The sequence below is a fragment of the Cyanobium sp. Candia 9D4 genome (assembly GCF_024346155.1).
GTDB lineage: Bacteria > Cyanobacteriota > Cyanobacteriia > PCC-6307 > Cyanobiaceae > Cyanobium > Cyanobium minutissimum.
On record NZ_JAGQCK010000001.1, the window covers coordinates 325,474 to 342,138 of the forward strand.

At 70.1% G+C, this 16,665-nt stretch carries 13 protein-coding genes and 1 tRNA gene; 6 read left to right on the forward strand and 8 right to left on the reverse strand.

The features are described 5' to 3' along the window. Positions 1–72: 72 nt before the first annotated feature. From glgB to KBZ08_RS01685, 6 genes are all read right to left on the reverse strand, one after another. On the reverse strand, positions 73–2,367 hold the full coding sequence (gene glgB, locus KBZ08_RS01660) for a 1,4-alpha-glucan branching protein GlgB (protein ID WP_254970843.1): 2,295 nt from the start codon (positions 2,365–2,367) through the stop codon (positions 73–75). A gap of 51 nt (positions 2,368–2,418) precedes the next feature. Beyond that, positions 2,419–3,189 carry a DUF3887 domain-containing protein gene (locus KBZ08_RS01665; protein WP_254970844.1) on the reverse strand — a complete coding sequence of 257 codons (771 nt, stop codon included), beginning with the start codon at positions 3,187–3,189 and terminating at the stop codon, positions 2,419–2,421. A 22-nt stretch (positions 3,190–3,211) separates the two neighbouring features. Further along, the gene (locus KBZ08_RS01670; RefSeq protein WP_396122362.1) at positions 3,212–4,858 is read right to left on the reverse strand and encodes a CocE/NonD family hydrolase; all 1,647 of its coding nucleotides are present in this window, start codon (positions 4,856–4,858) and stop codon (positions 3,212–3,214) included. A 56-nt stretch (positions 4,859–4,914) separates the two neighbouring features. After that, positions 4,915–5,289 carry a hypothetical protein gene (locus tag KBZ08_RS16455; RefSeq protein WP_315861234.1) on the reverse strand — a complete coding sequence of 125 codons (375 nt, stop codon included), beginning with the start codon at positions 5,287–5,289 and terminating at the stop codon, positions 4,915–4,917. A gap of 63 nt (positions 5,290–5,352) precedes the next feature. Beyond that, positions 5,353–5,754 (reverse strand): DUF4332 domain-containing protein, encoded by a 402-nt coding sequence (locus tag KBZ08_RS01680; protein ID WP_254970848.1) that lies wholly within the window; start codon positions 5,752–5,754, stop codon positions 5,353–5,355. A 6-nt stretch (positions 5,755–5,760) separates the two neighbouring features. Beyond that, complete coding sequence (locus KBZ08_RS01685) at positions 5,761–6,225, reverse strand: DUF2518 family protein (protein WP_106221248.1); 465 nt, start codon at positions 6,223–6,225, stop codon at positions 5,761–5,763. A 68-nt stretch (positions 6,226–6,293) separates the two neighbouring features. On the opposite strand from KBZ08_RS01685, the gene KBZ08_RS01690 reads away from it, so the two are divergent. From KBZ08_RS01690 to KBZ08_RS01715, 6 genes are all read left to right on the forward strand, one after another. Then, positions 6,294–10,628 (forward strand): translocation/assembly module TamB domain-containing protein, encoded by a 4,335-nt coding sequence (locus KBZ08_RS01690; protein WP_254970855.1) that lies wholly within the window; start codon positions 6,294–6,296, stop codon positions 10,626–10,628. Positions 10,629–10,663: 35 nt separating this feature from the next. Further along, positions 10,664–11,578: an ROK family protein gene (locus tag KBZ08_RS01695; RefSeq protein WP_254970857.1), complete on the forward strand. Its 915-nt coding sequence runs from the start codon at positions 10,664–10,666 to the stop codon at positions 11,576–11,578. 8 nt (positions 11,579–11,586) lie between these two features. Then, positions 11,587–12,918 (forward strand): glutamate-5-semialdehyde dehydrogenase, encoded by a 1,332-nt coding sequence (locus tag KBZ08_RS01700; protein WP_254970859.1) that lies wholly within the window; start codon positions 11,587–11,589, stop codon positions 12,916–12,918. Then, a complete protein-coding gene (locus KBZ08_RS01705; RefSeq protein WP_254970861.1) occupies positions 12,915–13,277 on the forward strand; it encodes a dihydroneopterin aldolase in 363 nt (120 codons plus the stop codon). The genes KBZ08_RS01700 and KBZ08_RS01705 overlap by 4 nt, the downstream gene beginning before the upstream one ends. Positions 13,278–14,014: 737 nt before the next feature. Beyond that, complete coding sequence (locus tag KBZ08_RS16575) at positions 14,015–14,404, forward strand: PilZ domain-containing protein (protein WP_396122363.1); 390 nt, start codon at positions 14,015–14,017, stop codon at positions 14,402–14,404. A 312-nt stretch (positions 14,405–14,716) separates the two neighbouring features. Further along, a tRNA-Pro gene (locus KBZ08_RS01715) sits at positions 14,717–14,790 on the forward strand. Between the two features lie 404 nt (positions 14,791–15,194). Here KBZ08_RS01715 and KBZ08_RS01720 read toward each other — a convergent pair. Continuing rightward, the gene (locus KBZ08_RS01720; protein ID WP_254970864.1) at positions 15,195–15,422 is read right to left on the reverse strand and encodes a hypothetical protein; all 228 of its coding nucleotides are present in this window, start codon (positions 15,420–15,422) and stop codon (positions 15,195–15,197) included. 405 nt (positions 15,423–15,827) lie between these two features. Further along, the gene (locus KBZ08_RS01725; RefSeq protein ID WP_254970865.1) at positions 15,828–16,664 is read right to left on the reverse strand and encodes a YihY/virulence factor BrkB family protein; all 837 of its coding nucleotides are present in this window, start codon (positions 16,662–16,664) and stop codon (positions 15,828–15,830) included. Between the last annotated feature and the right edge of the window lies 1 nt (position 16,665).

Genomic DNA, 16,665 nt, shown 5'->3' on the forward strand with positions numbered 1-16,665 from the left:
AACCTAACCGAGCACCCCCGGCATCCGGCCGCTCCTGTCACCAGTCGTGGCATGGGCGGCCCCGAGGGGCGGTCAGCCCTCGCCGATGGCCGGCCGCTGCAGGCTGCGGGACTCGTCCAGCCGGAACACCACCACGCTCAGGGGCGGCAGGCAGAGCTCCAGGGAGTTCTCGTAGTCGTGGATGGCCCAGGCATCGGTGAAGCGGCCGCCCAGGTTGCCGAGGTTGCTGCCGCCGTAGCGGCTGCTGTCGGTGTTGAAGACCTCGGCGTAGAAGCCTTCCAGGGGGACGCCCACCCGGTAGTGGGAGTGGCTCTGGGGGGTGAAGTTGGCCACCACCACCACCCAGCGGCCGCTGCCGCTGTCGCGGCGCATGAAGCTGATCACCGAATGGCGGTTGTCGTTGCAGTCGATCCACTGGAAGCCGTACTGATCGAAGTCGTCGCCCCAGAGGGCCGGCTCCGACCTGTAGAAGACGTTGAGGTCGTCCACCAGGTTGAGCAGGCCCTTGTGGGCCTCGTACTGGAGCAGCTCCCACTGCAGATCGCCCCAGACGTTCCATTCGGCCCGCTGGCCGAACTCCATCCCCATGAAGATCGTCTTCTTGCCCGGGTGGGTCCACATGTAGGCCAGCAGGGCGCGCACATTGGCGAACTTCTGCCAGTCGTCGCCCGGCATCTTGTGGAGCAGGTTGCTCTTGCCGTGCACCACCTCATCGTGGCTGAGGGCCAGCATGAAGTTCTCGGTGAAGGCGTACCAGATCGAGAAGGTGACATGGTTCTGGTGGAACTGGCGGAACCAGGGATCCAGCTCGAAGTAATCGAGCATGTCGTGCATCCAGCCCATGTTCCACTTCAGGTTGAACCCCAGGCCGCCCATGTCGGTGGGCTGGGTCACCATCGGCCAGGTGGTGGATTCCTCGGCGATCGAGAGGGCGCCGGGGAAGTGCTGGAACAGCACGTGGTTGGCCTGCTGCAGGAAGCGCACCGCCTCCAGGTTCTCCCGCCCGCCGTGCTCGTTGGGCAGCCATTCCCCATCCGGACGCAGGTAGTCGCGGTAGAGCATCGAGGCGACGGCATCGACGCGGATACCGTCGATGTGGAACTCCTCGAACCAGTAGATGAGGTTGGCGACGAGGAAGTTGCGCACCTCGTTGCGGCTGTAGTTGAAGATCAGCGTGCCCCACTCCTTGTGCTCACCGATGCGGGGATCGGCGTGCTCGTAGAGGTGGGCGCCATCGAAGAAGGCCAGGCCGTGGCCGTCCTTGGGGAAGTGGCCGGGCACCCAGTCGAGGATCACGCCGATGCCTGCGGCGTGGCAGCGGTCGACGAAGGCCCGGAACTCGTCCGGGCTGCCGAAGCGGCTGGTGGGGGCGTACCAGCCCGTGACCTGGTACCCCCAGGATCCGTCGAAGGGATGCTCGGAGACCGGCATCAGCTCGATGTGGGTGAAGCCGCGGGCCTTGACGTAGGGAATGACCTTGTCGGCCAGTTCCGGGTAGGTCATCAGCCGGGCGCCGGGCTTCAGATCGGCGGCGGGCACCGGGGGGCGGGGGCGGCCGTCGGCTTCGATGTAGGGCTGGTCGGCGGCGGCATGCATCCAGCTGCCCAGGTGCATCTCGTACACCGCGATCGGCTGGGGCAGGGGATCGCGGCCGTCGCGCTCCTCGATCCAGGCGCTGTCGTTCCACGGGTAGCGACCCAGTTCGGCCACCACCGAACCGGTGTTGGGCCGGATCTCGTGGCGGAAGCCGTAGGGGTCGGCCTTCTGATAGCAGTGGCCGTTCTGGGCCCGCACTTCGTACTTGTAGATCTGGCCGGCGCCCAGGCCGGGGATGAACAGTTCCCAGATCCCCCCGAGACGCTGCTGCATGGGGTGATGGCGGCCGTCCCAGCCGTTGAAATCACCCAGCAGGGCGACGCTGCGGGCATTGGGGGCCCACAGGCAGAACTGCACCCCGGCGACGCCGTCGCGCTCGATGACGTGGGCGCCCATGCGCCGCCAGATGTGGTGGTGATTCCCTTCGGCGAACAGGTGGCGGTCCAGTTCCCCCATCCACTCGTGGCGGAACGCCCATGGGTCGTGCTGCTCGTGCTCGATGCCGCCGCGGCTCACATGGACGCGGTAGCCGCAGCCGGGGTCGGCGTCGACGCGGGCCTCGAAGATCCAGGGGTGGTGCGGGTTGGCCATGGCCAGCCGCTCGCTGCCCTGAAGCAGATCCACCGTGGAGGCGTCCGGCATCCAGACCCGCACCGCCCAGCCGCCGTCCTCGAGGGGCTGGGGCCCAAGCACGGAGAAGGGATGGTCATGGCGGCATTCCGCCAGCCGGCGGGCATCCTCAACCATCCATTCGAGGCTGGGCAGGGCCATGGAAGAGGGGGCGTGCATGCGCCGGGAGCTTACGTCGGTGGGAGGGCCGACTCAGCGTGGCGGGGAGGGAGGGGCCGGATCGGTGGGGAAATCCACGCCGATGATCCGGTTGTCCGAATCCAGGGTGACGAAGAGGTTGTCGGTGAGGCGGTTGAACTCGGTGTTGACGATCACCAGACGCATCTCCGGCGTACTCTCGGCCCGGTTGATGCGTTTCACCCGGACGAAGTTGCCGGTGATGCGCTGCAGGTTGAGCCATTTCTGCTGCAGCTGACCCTGGGGGATCTGCTCCTGCATCAGCGGCGACAGGAAGCTGCTGGCGGAGATGAAGTGGCCGCTGGCGAGGGCGGTGATGAAGTCCCGCACCACCTTCTCGGCCGGCTGGTCGGTGACGTTGAAGTGATAGCCATCGATCCGGCCCTGGTCGTCGATCACCATCAGCAGGTCGCGTTCGCCGGCGCTGGTGAACAGGGTGGCCTCCACCGTGCTCGAGTCGAAGCCGGGCTGGATGCTGCGGATGGCCCAGCGCAGCAGCTTCGGCTGGGTCTTCATGGTTTCGGCCACCATGCTGGGGCTGCTGACGCTCTGCAGGGCCGGGGAGAACTGGTTGAAGCGGGCCTGGGCGTCCCCGTTGCGGATCGTGGTCAGGATCCGCTCGGCCGCCGCCCGGGCCTGGGCTTCGCTGAGGGCGGCACTGGGCTGGCCGGTGGCGGCCGGCGCCGGGGTGGCCTGGGCCCAGGCCCCGCGCGGTGCCAGCATGGCCTGGCTGCCCAGCAGCAGCAGCAGGCCGATCAGGGCTCGGCGCGGTTGGGGGCGCGGCATGGGCGGCGGACGTCGGATCGGCTCAGTTTGCCCGAATCAGGGGCTCCAGGCTCAGGTGGGCGCCCGCCAGCTCCAGCGTCAGGCTGATCACCCGATGCCCGCTGCCGCTCCCACCCGCCGGCAGGCTGCCGTCGCCGGGGTTGACGGCGATCTGGGGCCAGGCCGCCGCCGCCAGGGACAGCCGCAGCCGCCTGCCGGCGGCCACCAGCGTGGCCAGGGGCTGCAGGGCCACGGTGCGGGGCCCGTCGACGGCCGCCGCCATGGGCCCGAAGCGGGCCAGGCCGGTGCTCAGCTGGCGCACGGACCCGCCGTCCGCAGACACCTCGGAAAGGGCGGCAAAGAGATCGAAGCTGGGCTGGTCAGCGCTCACCCGCAGCCGCAGGCGGAAGCTGCCCAGCAGCCAGAGGTCCTCCTCGAGCGGGGCGGAGGTGAAGCAGGCCACGTCGCCGCGCCGGTCGAGATCGGCGCGCTCCACCGGTCCGGGATCGGGGCCCAGGTGGCCGCCCCGGCCCGGCACCGGCCGCCAGGGGTCGTGGACGATCACGACGGTGCCGCCTGCGGCCGCGCCGTGCGCGGCCGTGCCGTCAGCCGCCGGATCCGACCCCGGCCTTGCCCCCGGAGCGGCCAGGGGCCGGAGTTCCCCCTCATCGCAGCGGATCGCCGCCAGGCCGCCGGAATGCAGCGACCAGCCGGTGGCCGCCGCCGCTGCGGGGCTGGCGGCTGCCGCCGGGTCCAGGCTGTGCCAGGTGGCCGTGGCGGCGCACTGCAGGCGGATCGGGGCCGCCGCCGCGCCCCGCTGAGCGGTGGGATCCGCCGGGCCCCGGCGGGGCGGTGGATCCTGCAGATGGCGGCGAAAGAAGGCCAGCAGCTCGCGGTCAAGCCCCCCGCCCCAGTCGAGATGGCTCCAGGCGCCGATGACCAGCTCGGGGTCGCCCCCGGCGCCGCGGGCCCGCTGCCAGAGGTCGAGAACGCCCCTCAGATGGGGATCGTGCCAGCCGCCGACCAGCAGCAGGGGCCGCCGCAGCAGGGCCGGTGCCACCGGGTGGACCGTCCAGCCCTCGGGACCGGCGGGGTCGCGCCGCAGCCAGCCCAGGCCCATGCCACGGGGATCGTGGCGTTCCAGCAGGGCCAGTCCCTCCTCGGTGAAGTCCCCGTGCTGGAGGCTGCGGCGGATCTCGCGCCAGCCGGCCCCGTCGCCCCGGCGCCGGCAGCCCTCCGCCGCCAGCTGCAGGGCCCAGCCCAGGCCCAGGGCCCACCAGTGGGCTCCCCCCTCACTGGCCCAGTGGAGTCGTTCATCGAGGCCGCACATGGCCGGGGCGAGGCAGTCCGGCAGGGCGTCGTCGTCGCCGGCCTCGCCGCCGGCGTTGAGCAGCTGGGTCAGGCCCTGGTAGGAGAAGCCGTAGGTGCCCACCCGGCCGTTGCTGCCCTCGAGGCTCCGGGCCCAGCGGATCGTGGCGGCCCCGTCGGCCGCCTCCTGGGCGAAGCCGCCGAAGTCACCCTCCGATCCACCGCGGCCCCGCACGTCCTGCACCACCACCAGAAAGCCATGGCTGGCGTACCAGCTGGGGTGGGCGTAGGTCACGGTGGAGGCGATCGCCCGCCCGTAGGGCTGGCGCATCACCAGCACCGGCCAGGGACCCTCCCCGTCGGGATGCCAGAGCCGGCTCATCAGCCGGACCCCATCCGCCAGCTGCAGGGTGGCGTCCCGGGTCCGGACCACGGGCTTCAGAACACCGTGGAGCAGTGCAGGCCGATGACGTAGGTGGCCAGCACCTCCGCATCCATGGGACTGAGGCCGCGGCTGCTGGCCAGGCTGGCGATCGATGCCTTCGATGTGGCCGAGACGCCCTGGGCGTTCAGCTGGCGGAACTGCTGGCAGAGACTCTGGGCTAGGGCGGGGTTCTGCTTCACCGATTCCAGCAGGGCGGACTGGGCCCGCACGCCGGGAACGGCAACCGCGCCCAGACAGGCGACCCCGAGAAGGGCGGTGAAGCAGCGGCGAAGACGGGTGCTCGAGCGGGTGATCAGGGTGTGGCGGCGGTCGTCGCGATGGGGGTGGTTCGTGGCTCTGGGGGGAGAAAGGCGGGCTGTTCGGGGCATCGCTGCCTCCGTCCGTTTTCCCTATTCCAGTCACCCGTGCCGGGGCGGCGCAGGAGCGGAGGGTCAGTTCGGGGAGCGACCGGAGGCCTGCCGGGCCCGGCGGACCCAGGACAGGACCAGCGGCAGGTCGACCGGGGGGACGGCCGAGCCGGTGAGACGGCGCTGCAGCCGGCCCAGCTGCTGCTGCAGCTGCGGCGGATCGGCGGCGGCGAGACCGGCCGGGCTGGCGATGCCCCCATGCAGCAGAAGGGCCGCCTCCTCGGGGGCGAGGCCCACGGCGCTCACCAGCCGGGCCTGGCCGCGCAGAAGAATCAGGCGGGCCTCGCTGGCCTCCCCGGAGGCGGCCAGGTGGCGCAGGCGGGCATCATCCAGACCGGCCAGCTCCTCCCAGCTGTCAATGCCCGCCCGGCGCAGTCGCTGCGCTTCGCGCTTCAGGTGGGGCGCCGGCCGGAACGGGTGGACCACAGGGGTTCAGGAGGCGTCGCCGGGGCGGACAGCCGCCAGATTCCGGGTGGTTTCCGCCAGCACCACGGGCCGGGCCAGCCCCGGCTCGACGGCCTCGACCCGGCGCAGCCGCACCCGCACCGTGCCGCCGCTGCCGCGCCCGCCCCCGCGCAGGTTGCGGGCCACCTGCTCCAGGGTGGGCGCCACCGCCTCACCCTCGAGGCTCGCCGGGGCGGCGGCGATGACCAGATCGGTGCCGTTGTCGAACACGACCGGCACCTGGACCGCCCCTGGCACGCTCACCCGGGGGTTGTAGCTGATGGCGAAGGCGAGGCAGGAGAGCGACAGCAGCACCGTGAAGCTGGTGATCCCCACGAGGCGGAAGCGGATGCCCCAGCGGGCGAGGAAGCCGGCGATGGTGAGCACCGCCAGCACCCCGCTGGCGGCACCCAGCCAGGTACCGGCCACGAACAGGATCGGATCAGCGGCCATGGGGCTGGGGAAGGCGTGACAAGCCCCCTATATTGCGGCCGCCCATGGACGGCAACCGACCCCGGTGGATGCGATGGAAGCCTGACAGTCGGCCCTGGCCCGCCCGCCGACGTGTGTGGAAGGGGCTTCTCGTCGTCGGTTTCCTGGGGGCGGGGCTGGGGGTCGGGGTCTTCTGGTTCGATCGCATCGTCGCCGGTCTGTACGGCCGTTTCCGGCCCACCCTGGAGCGCCAGGTGGGCAGGGCGATGGGCCGCCCCCTGCAGCTGGGCCCCTACCGGGGTCTGAAGCCCGACGGGCTCTGGATCGGCCCCAGCCGGTTCCTCCCCGGCTCCAGGGACGCCTCCACGGTGTCGGTCGAGGGAGTGCGGGTGCGCCTCGACCCGCTGGCCAGCCTGGCCCTGCGTGGGTTCGCGCTCGACCTGGGCTTCGAGCGGGCCCGGGCGGAGCTGCGCCGCAACGCCAGCGGCCAGTTCTGGGTGCTCGGCTCGGTTCCCCCGGGGCGGGAGCCACCGCGCATCGACCTGCGTCTGGGTCTGCTTCAGCCCGCCGACCTGCGGGTGCGGGGCGCCGGAGCGACGTCCCTGCCCCTCGACCTGAGGCTCTCGGGCCAGGTGGCCCTGCGCCTGCACCGCCGCGAGATCGACCTGGGCCTGCGCCTGACGCCCCCCGCCGGCGAGCGGGGCGGCTCGCTGCGGCTGGATGGGGAGGGCCAGTGGCAGAAGCAGCACTGGCAGGGCCGGCTGACCGCCCGCCGCCTGCCGCTGGCCCTGCTGCGGCCGCTGCTGCCGGCGGGGGATCGGGTCGGGGGCAGCCTCGCCGGGGAGGCCGACGGCCTGGTGGGGCTGCGGATCCGGCGGGGTCTGGCCCGCTGCGAGGGGGGTCTGGAGCTGCGGGACGTGCGCTGGCGCCTGGGAACCGGCGCCACGCCGCTGACGGCGGAGCGGCTGCCCCTCTCCTGCCTTGACCGGGCCCTGATCCTGCCCGCCAGCGTCTGGCGGTTCGGCCCCTGGGGCGGCCGCCTGACGGCCAGGGCCGATGCGGACCGCCGCCTGGCGGTCCAGCTCGAAGCCCAGCCGCCGCCCCGCCATCCGCTCGGACGCCAGCCCATCAAGGCCGATGTGCAGGGGAGCTGGGGGGAGGGCCTGCTGCGCCTCACCCGGCTCGATGGCCGGTTGGGGGGCTCCAGCGTGCGGGCCAGCGGCAGCATCGGCCGCTCCCTGGCCCTGGAGGCCCGCTGGCGCCTCGATCCCGACGACTTCGCCGCCGCCTCCCGCCTGCCGGTGTGGGCGCGCCAGCCCCTGGCCGGTCGCCTGCGGGCGGACGGCCGGCTGGCGACGCCGCGTCTGCGGGTGGAGACGGGCCAGGCCTCCCAGCGCCTCCTGGGGCCCTGGCAGGCGGCACTGGTGTGGAGCGACCGGGTGCTGCGGCTGGAGCGCTTCGGCGCCGATCGTCTCGCGGCCACGGCCCGCCTGCCGCTGGCCTTCCAGGCGGGCAAGGGCCTGGTGGCCGGTCCGCTGCAGGCCCGGGTGGAGGTGCGCAACTACCCCCTGTCCCGCCTGGACCCGCTGCTGGGCACCACCCTCCAGGGCCAGCTGGATGCGGAGGGGACCATCGCCGGCCCTCTGGCGGAGCTGCGTCCCGACCTGCAGCTGCGCCTGCAGCAGCCCGGTGCCGGCCCCCTGCTGCTGCGGGAGACCTGGCGCGGCCGCCTGCGCGACCGGTCCCTTGACCTCACCACCGTGGCCCCGACGCCGGACGGCCGCCTCACCGCCTTGCTCGACCGCCGCTGGCAGCCGGTGCGGGCCGCCATCGAACGGAACGGCGGTGTGTTCACCCTGGAGGGCCGGCCGGCGAACTACCGCTGGCTGGCACGCGCCTTCCCCCTGCGCGGCCTGGCGGTGGCCACCGGCCCGCAGCGCCGCCTGCGTCCGCTGCAGGGGGACCTCAGCGGCAGCGGACGGCTGGGGCTGCAGCCGCTCGGTTTCGATGGCCGCGTGGAGCTGCTCTCGCCTGAGTTCCTGGGGGTCGGAGGACGGCGGATCCAGGCCGACGTGCAGTACGACGAACGCCGCTACCAGGTCAAGGGCGTGATCGAGCCCCTGGGCCAGGGCACGATCGCCGCCACGGTGTCCGGCCGCTGGCGGGGCCCGTTCCGGGCCCGCTTCGAAGCGCGTCAGCTCTCCACGCTCCTGTTTCGCCAGTTCACCGACGCCTGGCCGATCTGGCGCGGCGCGCCGGCCCCGGCCCGCGGGCGGGCCAGTGACCTGGGCACCCTGGTGGTCGACACCATGGCCGGCACGGTCGCCGACCAGCTGCGCGCCCTGGCCGAGGCCGAGGAGCGGGTCGCCGCCCGGGAGCAGGAGGCCAGCCGGGCCAGCCGGGCCGAGAAGCTGGAACGGCTGCAGGCCCGGATCGATGCCGATCTGGTGCTCAGCGGCCCGGACTTCGCCCGCACCCGGGCCGACCTGCGGGCCACCGGCCACCTCTGGTTCAACCAGGGCGACCGGGCCCAGGCCCTCGCCGGCAAGCCCTTCGAGGTGCGGCTGGAGGGGCCGCTCAGCGGCGGCAGCGGTCGCTTCAGCCTCGCCGACCTGCCCCTCTCCCTGCTGGCCCTGCTCACGCCACTGCCGGACAACCTGCGCGGCAGCCTGGCCGCCAAGGGGCGCTACCGGCTGGGCGGCCCCCGTCCCGAGCTGGCCCTCGACCTGGCGCTGGTGGAAGGGCGCCTCGGGGAGCAGGCACTGGAGCTGGAGCGGGGGCGGGTGGAGCTGAGGGACGAAGGGATTGTCCTGGATCTGGCCCTGCGGGCCGAGGGGGCCTCCCGCAGCGTCGACCTGGCGGGCACGATCCCGCTGGTGGCCTCCCAGCAGGGGCTGGAGCTGCGCCTCGCCACCCGGGGCGATGGCCTCCGCTTCCTCACCCGCCTGGGGGGGCAGGCCTTCGAGTGGCAGGAGGGCGGCGCCGACCTGCAGCTGCTGGTGCGCGGCAGCCTCGACGACCCGATCGCCAACGGCTTCCTGCGGCTGCGGGAGCTCCGCTGCCGCTTCATCGGCCAGGAGGTGCGGGAGGTGGACGCCACGATCCTGTTCGACTTCGAGCAGCTGGTGGTGCAGGAGTTCCGCGCCCGGGTGGGGCCCCAGGGGCTGGTGGGCGGCGAGGGCCGCCTGGGGCTGTTCCGGCCCCTCGCCCAGGACCGGACCCTGGTGATGAAGCTGGAACAGGTGCCGTTCAAGGTGCCAAGGCTGGCGGCGGTGGGGGATGGCCAGCTGCATCTGAGCGGCAGCCTGCTGGCCCCGGTGCTCGGAGGCAACGTGGCGATCAGCCGCGGCACCATCAACGTCCAGCCGGGCCAGCTGGCGGCCAGCGAGCCCGTGTCCGATCAGCCGGTCCAGCCGCGCACCATGCCCGAGCTGCTGGAGTCGAAGTGGAACTTCCAGCAGCCCCTGGTGCTGCTGGGCCCCGATGTGGAGTCCACCACCGCCGAAGCCCTGCGCTCCTCGGTGCCCCGTTTCCCCTACCTGGCCTTCGAGGACATGATCCTGCGGCTGGGGCCCGATCTGCGGGTGGTGATCCCCAACATCGCCAACTTCACCACCGCCGGTCAGCTGCGGATCGCCGGCCGCCTGGATCCCTCCCTGCGGGCCTCCGGGGTGGTGCGGCTGCTGGGGGGACGGCTGAACCTGTTCACCACCAGCTTCAGCCTCGACCCCGACGCCCCCAACGTGGCGGTCTTCACCCCCTCTCTGGGGCTGGTGCCCTACCTCGACATCGCCCTGCGCACCCGCATCTCCGACAGCCTCAGCGTGCTGTCACCGTCCGGGGTGGGGGACGTGGGCCCCTCGGTGCAGAACGCCCCCAACCAGGCCGGTCTCTCGGCCCTCAACCAGCTGAACCTGATCCTGGTGGTGGTATCGGTGAGCGGTCCGGCCGACCGCATCGCCGAGAACCTCAAGCTGCGCAGCAGCCCGCCCCTGCCGCAGGAGCGGCTGGTGGCCCTGATCGGCGGCAACTCCCTGGCGGGTCTGAGCGGCGGCGGGGCCGGGGCCGCCCTGGCCACGGTGGTGGGCCAGACCCTTCTCTCGCCGCTGCTGTCGTCCCTGAGCGATGCCTTCGGCCAGCGGGTGAGTCTGGCCCTCTATCCCACCTACGTGAACCAGGCGATCGACACCCAGCAGGAGGGCACCACCCGGCGGCGGGTGCCGCCCCAGCTGGTGCTCGGCGCCGAGATCGGGGTGGACATCACCAACCGCTTCAGCATGTCGGTGCTGGCGGCCCCGAACCGCTCCGATGTCCCTCCCCAGGTGACCCTTACCTACAAGGCCTCCGACACCTTCAACCTGCAGACCTCCGTCGACACCGAGGGGGCCTGGCAATCGCTGCTGCAGGTGTTCCTGCGCTTCTGAGGGACGGCGGGTGCTCCGCTGGGTAGGGTGCGGCGATGGCGTCGTCCCGCGAACGACCTCCCGGTGAGGCCCAGCTGATCGGCATCGATCTGGGGGGCACGGCCATCAAGCTGGCCCGCTGCGACCAGCAGGGCACCGTGCTCGCCGAGGCCGAGGTACCCACGCCCCAGCCGGCGGTGCCGGGGGCGGTCTGCATGGCCCTGGCCGATGCGGTCGACGCGATCGACCCCGACCGCCTCGCCGACCGGGTCGGCATCGGCCTGCCGGGACCCTGCGACGCGGCGGGTCGGGTGGCGCGGATCTCCATCAACCTGCCGGGGTGGCGGGATGTGCCCCTGGCCGCCTGGCTCGAAGCCCGGCTGGGGCGGCGGGTGATCCTGGGCAACGATGCCAACGGTGCCCTGCTCGGTGAGGCCTGGCTGGGGGCCGCCCGCGGTGTGGGCGACGTGCTGCTGCTCACCCTGGGCACGGGCGTGGGCGGGGCGGTGCTGCTGGGGGGCCGGCTGTTCACCGGCCATGGCGGCGCGGCCGCTGAGCCTGGGCTGATCGGCGTGGATCCTGAGGGGCCCCCCTGTCGCAGCGGCAACCGGGGCTCCCTGGAGCAGTTCTGCAGCCTCGGCGGCCTGGCCCGCCTCAGCCCGCTCGATCCGCGCGAGCTCTGTCGACACGCCGACGCCGGCGACACCGAAGCCCTGGCGGTGTGGGAGGCCTACGGACGTCCCCTCGGGGTGGGGCTCAGCTCACTGCTGTATGTGCTCACCCCGGAGCTGGTGCTGATCGGCGGTGGCCTCAGCGCCGCCAGCCACCACTTCCTGCCGGCGGTCTGGCGGGAGGTGGAGGAGCGGGTCCTGGCGGTGAGCCGGGAGGGGTTGGCGATCCGCCGTTGCGCCCTGGGCAACGGTGCCGGCCGGCTGGGGGCGGTGCGGCTGGCGCTGGACCGCTTGGGATGATGGGGGCCATGAGCCAGACCCTCACCTCTCCCGCCAGCGTCGTGCCGGAGCCCGACCCCCAGCTGCTGCAGCGGGCCGCGGCGGTGCGCCGGGCCGCCATGGCCCTGGGCCAGGCCAGCGACGCCGAACGCCGTGGCGCCGTGGCGGCGATGGCCGACGCCCTCGAGGCCGCCAGCGACGGGATCCTGGAGGCCAACCGGGCCGACCTGGCCGCCGCGGCCGCCGAGGGGCTGGCGCCGGCCCTGGTGGCGCGTCTGAAGCTGGATGCCCCCAAGCTGGCGGGGGCGATCGCCGGGGTGCGCCAGGTGGCGGCCCTGGCCGATCCCGTGGGCCGGCGCCAGCTGCACACCGAGCTCGATGACGGGCTGGTGCTGGAGCGGCTGAGCGTGCCCCTGGGGGTGCTGGGGGTGATCTTCGAGGCCCGGCCCGATGCGGTGATGCAGATCGCCTCGCTGGCGATCCGCTCGGGCAACGGCGCCCTGCTCAAGGGGGGCCGGGAGGCCAGCCGCAGCTGCCAGGCGATCGCGGCGGCCCTGCAGCGGGGCCTGGCCGGCAGCGCCGTCGACCCCGGCTGCCTGGAGCTGCTCACCAGCCGCGAGGAGAGCCTGGGTCTGCTGCGGCTCGATGGCCTGGTGGATCTGATCATCCCCAGGGGATCGAACGCCCTGGTGCGTTTCATCCAGGACAACACCCGCATCCCCGTGCTGGGCCACGCCGATGGCATCTGCCACCTCTACGTGGATCAGGCCGCCGATCCGGCCCTGGCCCTGCGCATTGCCCTCGACAGCAAGACCCAGTACCCGGCGGCCTGCAACGCCATCGAGACCCTGCTGGTGCACCAGGCCATCGCCCCCGCCTTCCTGGGGGCGGCCCTGCCGGCCTTCGCGGCGGCGGGGGTGGAGCTGCGCGGCGATGCCGCCGCCTGCGCCCTGGGGGTGGTTCAGGCCGCCGGCCCCGACGCCTGGGACACGGAGTACTCGGATCTGATTCTCAACGTGAAGGTGGTGGAGGACCTGGAGGCGGCCCTGGAACACATCCGCCGCCACGGGTCCCGCCACACCGATGCGATCGCCAGCACCGATCCAGTAGCGGCTGAGCGGTTCCTGCGGGCTGTGGACAGTGCCGGGGTGTTCCTCAACTGCTCCACCCGCTTCGCCGACGGCAACCGCTACGGCTTCGGCGCCGAGGTCGGCATCAGCACCCAGACCCTGCCGCCGCGGGGCCCGGTGGGGCTCGAGGGGCTGGTCACCTACCGCTACCGGCTGCGGGGCGAGGGCCACATCGCCGCCGACTACGCCGACGGGACGCGGAGCTTCAGCCACCGCCCCCTGCCCCTGTGACCGAGGCGATCCACGTGCGGGGCCTGCGGGTGTGGGCCCATGTGGGGGCCTATGAGCAGGAACGGCTCCATGGCCAGTGGTTTGAGATCGCCTTCTCCCTGGGGGCGGATCTGGCCGCCACGGCCCGCAGCGACGACCTCAGCCAGGGCTACGACTACGGCCGCGGCATCGCCGTTCTGCAGGCGCAGGCCCGCACCATCCGCTGCCTCACCCTGGAGCACTACAGCGAGCAGATCCTCGACGCCCTGGAGGCCTGCTACGGGCCGATCCCCCTGGCGGTGGAGGTCAGCAAGTGCCAGGTGCCGGTTCCCGGCTTCGATGGCAGCGTGGCGGTGAGCCGCAGGCGGCGCTGGGGCTGAGAGGGGATCCGGTTGTTCTCCGGAAACGCCGCAGCACCGTGAGGTCTCTCACCTGGACCTGGGCAGCGTGAGCCCTTCCGCTGGTGGCACGTGCGTGAAGTGACGGTTCAACCGCCAGGACGATCTGCCGTGATTCCTGGTTCTGTCGAACCTTGCATCCCTGGCCTGTGGATGGAACCAACCGCGACAGGCCAGGCGCTGGCTGCAGGACTTTCCCCCGACGTCCCCCTGGCCCCATCCCAACGCCTGGCCCTTCCCTCCGCTGGCCAGTTCACCGCCGCGATGGATTCACTCTCACCTGAGCCCTTTGGGTGATCAAGCCATCCTGCCATCAGCAGAACGGCTTCAGCGAAACTGCAGCAGGGCCGCTCAACTCAACAAGGCCAACACTGTGTCAATCCCACCAGGGTTCGTGATGGCTTAGCAGATTGATGCCCTCGCCAATGATTCCGGGGTGCGTTGCTTGACTTCCTGGTTCTCCTCGGCCCCTGCGGTGGGGAGCTTCCAGACCCGGGGCGAGACGGGCGACGTCAACACGTTGGTTGTTGAAGCTGGCGTCACCGTCTTCGACCTTGATGTCGTTGCTCCCTGCAAGGCCGAGAGACTCATCATGAAACGTTAACCATTTCTTTGCCTTGAGGCCTCATTTCTGCATCAGATCGATGGCTCATCGCTCCGTTGTTGACACAGCAGCAAGCGGTGTTTACCTTGAAATTCTGAGGGAGATCCTGGATTTGATGTCATCCACACATGCTGGAGGAGAAAGGCTGTTGTTTGAGCGTCGAAGCTCGCTCCGACAGGCTCTGCCGTCAGGGGTTCCCGCGAGCCTCCATCTGCCCTCCGGGCGCACAGGATTCGTTACCTTGGGCGACATCAGCAGGGCCGGCGCTTGCATTGTTCGACGGGGATCTCTTGACGTTCAGACCAATGACCACGTTTTCCTCAATATCAGCGATTATGGTCTTTTCCAGAGTGTCTACCTCTCCGCTTGTGTGAAGTGGATGAACATTTTGAGTCATCAAATCCTTGTCGGCCTTGCGTTCACCGATGGGCCATTGCTCCCTGGAACAATTCTCGATCAATACTTCGATAAAGCCCTTTTGGCGCCTGAATCCCTTGACGTCTGACTGCCGTTCGCAGGCGTGAGGTGTTGATCCAGAGTCGTTGCGGAACAAGTCGATGTCTCCATGCTGGACCCTGGCGAGAGGGACAGTTGAGCCCTCGTGGATGGATGTCGCGTCGCTCAGCAGGATGGGGCTTCCGCACTGGCGCCGACGTCGGGTGGGGACCGGATGGGGGGGAATCCTTCATGCTGGAAGGCTTGCAGTTTCTGCGGTCACGGAGGCTTTCTCGCCCCCTGGGGACGTCGAGCCCTTGCCGTGTCGGGCTTTCCGTCACGGCAGGCCCACGCGCTCGGTCGTGGACTAAGGTGGAGGTAACGGGGCGTGGCGCAGCTTGGTAGCGCGGGTGCTTTGGGAGCACTAGGTCGCAGGTTCGAATCCTGTCGCCCCGATTGACGGTTCGGGGAATGTCAAACTCCCCCGGTTGGACCGGGGTCTGACAGAGCCTGCCTCCAGATGATTCATTCTCCGTTTTCTGTCGGGCAACTGGAATCTCCTGCCGGAACGAGTTGGCCGAACAGCGGAACCAGCCTCTGACGGACGGGTGAGGACACATCGATCCTGAGTGGCAGGTCAGGCAATGCATCGGGGCTGGTCCGGTCACGGACTTCGGCTGGCGCGAACAGTACCCGCCGGACCGCTGCACTGGCCACGTCCTCTCAGTAGCCTCCGCTCAGGCTCAAGGGGACCATCCGCGAGGCTGCAGCCGCCGCAGGAACGGCCATGCAGCCATCTCATGACTGGCCCCCGAGACTGGCCAGGGCCCTGCCTGGGGGGGCCTTGAAGGCCTGGGAGCCTATGTGCCGCTTTCCTCGACCAATTCATTGGTCATCTGATCGACCTTCTGGCCATCCTCGGCCCTGTCTTGGGTGTTTCCTTTTTTCCCCGTCTGGCCCCCGTCCCCTGTGACAGCGCCGATGGTGGATTGAAGTTTGCTGTCTGTTTCTTGCGTTGAGGCAGGGACTTTGTCTGCTTTGGCTCCGAGCAGTGTCTGAGACTGGACCATTGGATTCGAAAGGGCCATCACCGGAGCTGGAAGTAGCAGAGACGTCATCAGTAGGGCCAACGAAACAATAGACATTATGAAACTCTTCATGTCGGCTCTCCTGGGATGGACAATTCAACCCTAAGTGCTGTTGAAGGCTGCGCCGAATGATGTGCAGCGAACATGCATCGTCACGCAGCGCTGACTCATCGAATGTGTCGTCCTCCCTGCGGCTGTCACTGGCCTTTGCCAGTCATGACGTTGAAGAGCGCACGAGTCATCTGTGGCCATGATGTTTTTCCGGTGTTGTTCTGGCCATTGATTCCAACCAGTGAATGGGGCGCGGGCTTGGCGCTGGCGGTAAGGATCACGATCCCCCTTGCCGATGCGTCAGATGGCATGGGCGCCTTGGCAGCGGAACCGCCGCTCAGCCAAGGACCGTTGTCATGCCTGCCTGAGCTTCCCCTGGTTGCGTGAATAGACCTGGGTGAACTCCGCACCAATCAATAGAATCTGCGTCGAATAGAAGATCCAGATCAGCAGCACCACCAGTGAGCCGGCTGCACCGTAGGTGGAGTCAAAGCTGCTGTTGCCGATGTAGAGCCCGATGACAGTCTTGCCGAGATTGAACAGTATGGACGCGGCCGCCGCACCCACCCATAGATCCCGCCATGGTACCCGCACATCAGGTAAGTACTTGTAAATCGATGCAAACAGAACCGTGATGACGACCAACGCGATCACCAGGTTCAGGGCCTGCCCCAGGATCGGGAGCCCTGGCATCAACCGGTTGAGCGCATCTCCAGCCGCTACGAGAAGACTGGAAAGCAGCAGTGACACCAACAGCAGAAAACCAATGACCAGAACCATGGCAAAGGAAAGAAACCGGGCGATCAGAGCGTCACGCCATCCGTGCCCTGGCTTTGTCTCCACATCCCAGATCGTGTTCAAGGCTGTTTGCAGTTGACCAAACACCCCCGAGGCCCCCAGCAGCAACAGCAGGAACCCGACCACTGAGGCCAGCACGCCTTGCGATCCAGGCCGACTGGCGTTCTCCATCATCGCTTGAATCGCTTCTGCCCCCTCCTTGCCCATCAGTCCCTGGATCTGACGCATCAGCTCTCCCCGGGCGGCCTCTTCGCCGAAGACGGCTCCTGCGACCGCTATGGCGATCAGCAGGAGTGGAGCCAACGAAAAGATCGTGTAATACGCCAAGGCTGCGGCGTGGAGGGGCACGTTGTCCTTCTTCCATTCCGCCATGGTTTCCTTGATCAGGCGCATC

What these genes read in the sequence shown, in the direction of transcription:
- KBZ08_RS01695 (WP_254970857.1), top strand. Translation starts at nt 10,664, where the DNA reads ATGGCGTCGTCCCGCGAACGACCTCCCGGTGAGGCCCAGCTGATCGGC.
- glgB (WP_254970843.1), bottom strand. Translation starts at nt 2,367, where the DNA reads ATGGCCCTGCCCAGCCTCGAATGGATGGTTGAGGATGCCCGCCGGCTG.
- KBZ08_RS01665 (WP_254970844.1), bottom strand. Translation starts at nt 3,189, where the DNA reads ATGCCGCGCCCCCAACCGCGCCGAGCCCTGATCGGCCTGCTGCTGCTG.
- KBZ08_RS01720 (WP_254970864.1), bottom strand. Translation starts at nt 15,422, where the DNA reads ATGGCCCTTTCGAATCCAATGGTCCAGTCTCAGACACTGCTCGGAGCC.
- KBZ08_RS01690 (WP_254970855.1), top strand. Translation starts at nt 6,294, where the DNA reads ATGCGATGGAAGCCTGACAGTCGGCCCTGGCCCGCCCGCCGACGTGTG.
- KBZ08_RS01685 (WP_106221248.1), bottom strand. Translation starts at nt 6,225, where the DNA reads ATGGCCGCTGATCCGATCCTGTTCGTGGCCGGTACCTGGCTGGGTGCC.
- KBZ08_RS16455 (WP_315861234.1), bottom strand. Translation starts at nt 5,289, where the DNA reads ATGCCCCGAACAGCCCGCCTTTCTCCCCCCAGAGCCACGAACCACCCC.
- KBZ08_RS01670 (WP_396122362.1), bottom strand. Translation starts at nt 4,858, where the DNA reads ATGAGCCGGCTCTGGCATCCCGACGGGGAGGGTCCCTGGCCGGTGCTG.
- KBZ08_RS01725 (WP_254970865.1), bottom strand. Translation starts at nt 16,664, where the DNA reads ATGCGCCTGATCAAGGAAACCATGGCGGAATGGAAGAAGGACAACGTG.
- KBZ08_RS16575 (WP_396122363.1), top strand. Translation starts at nt 14,015, where the DNA reads ATGTCATCCACACATGCTGGAGGAGAAAGGCTGTTGTTTGAGCGTCGA.
- KBZ08_RS01700 (WP_254970859.1), top strand. Translation starts at nt 11,587, where the DNA reads ATGAGCCAGACCCTCACCTCTCCCGCCAGCGTCGTGCCGGAGCCCGAC.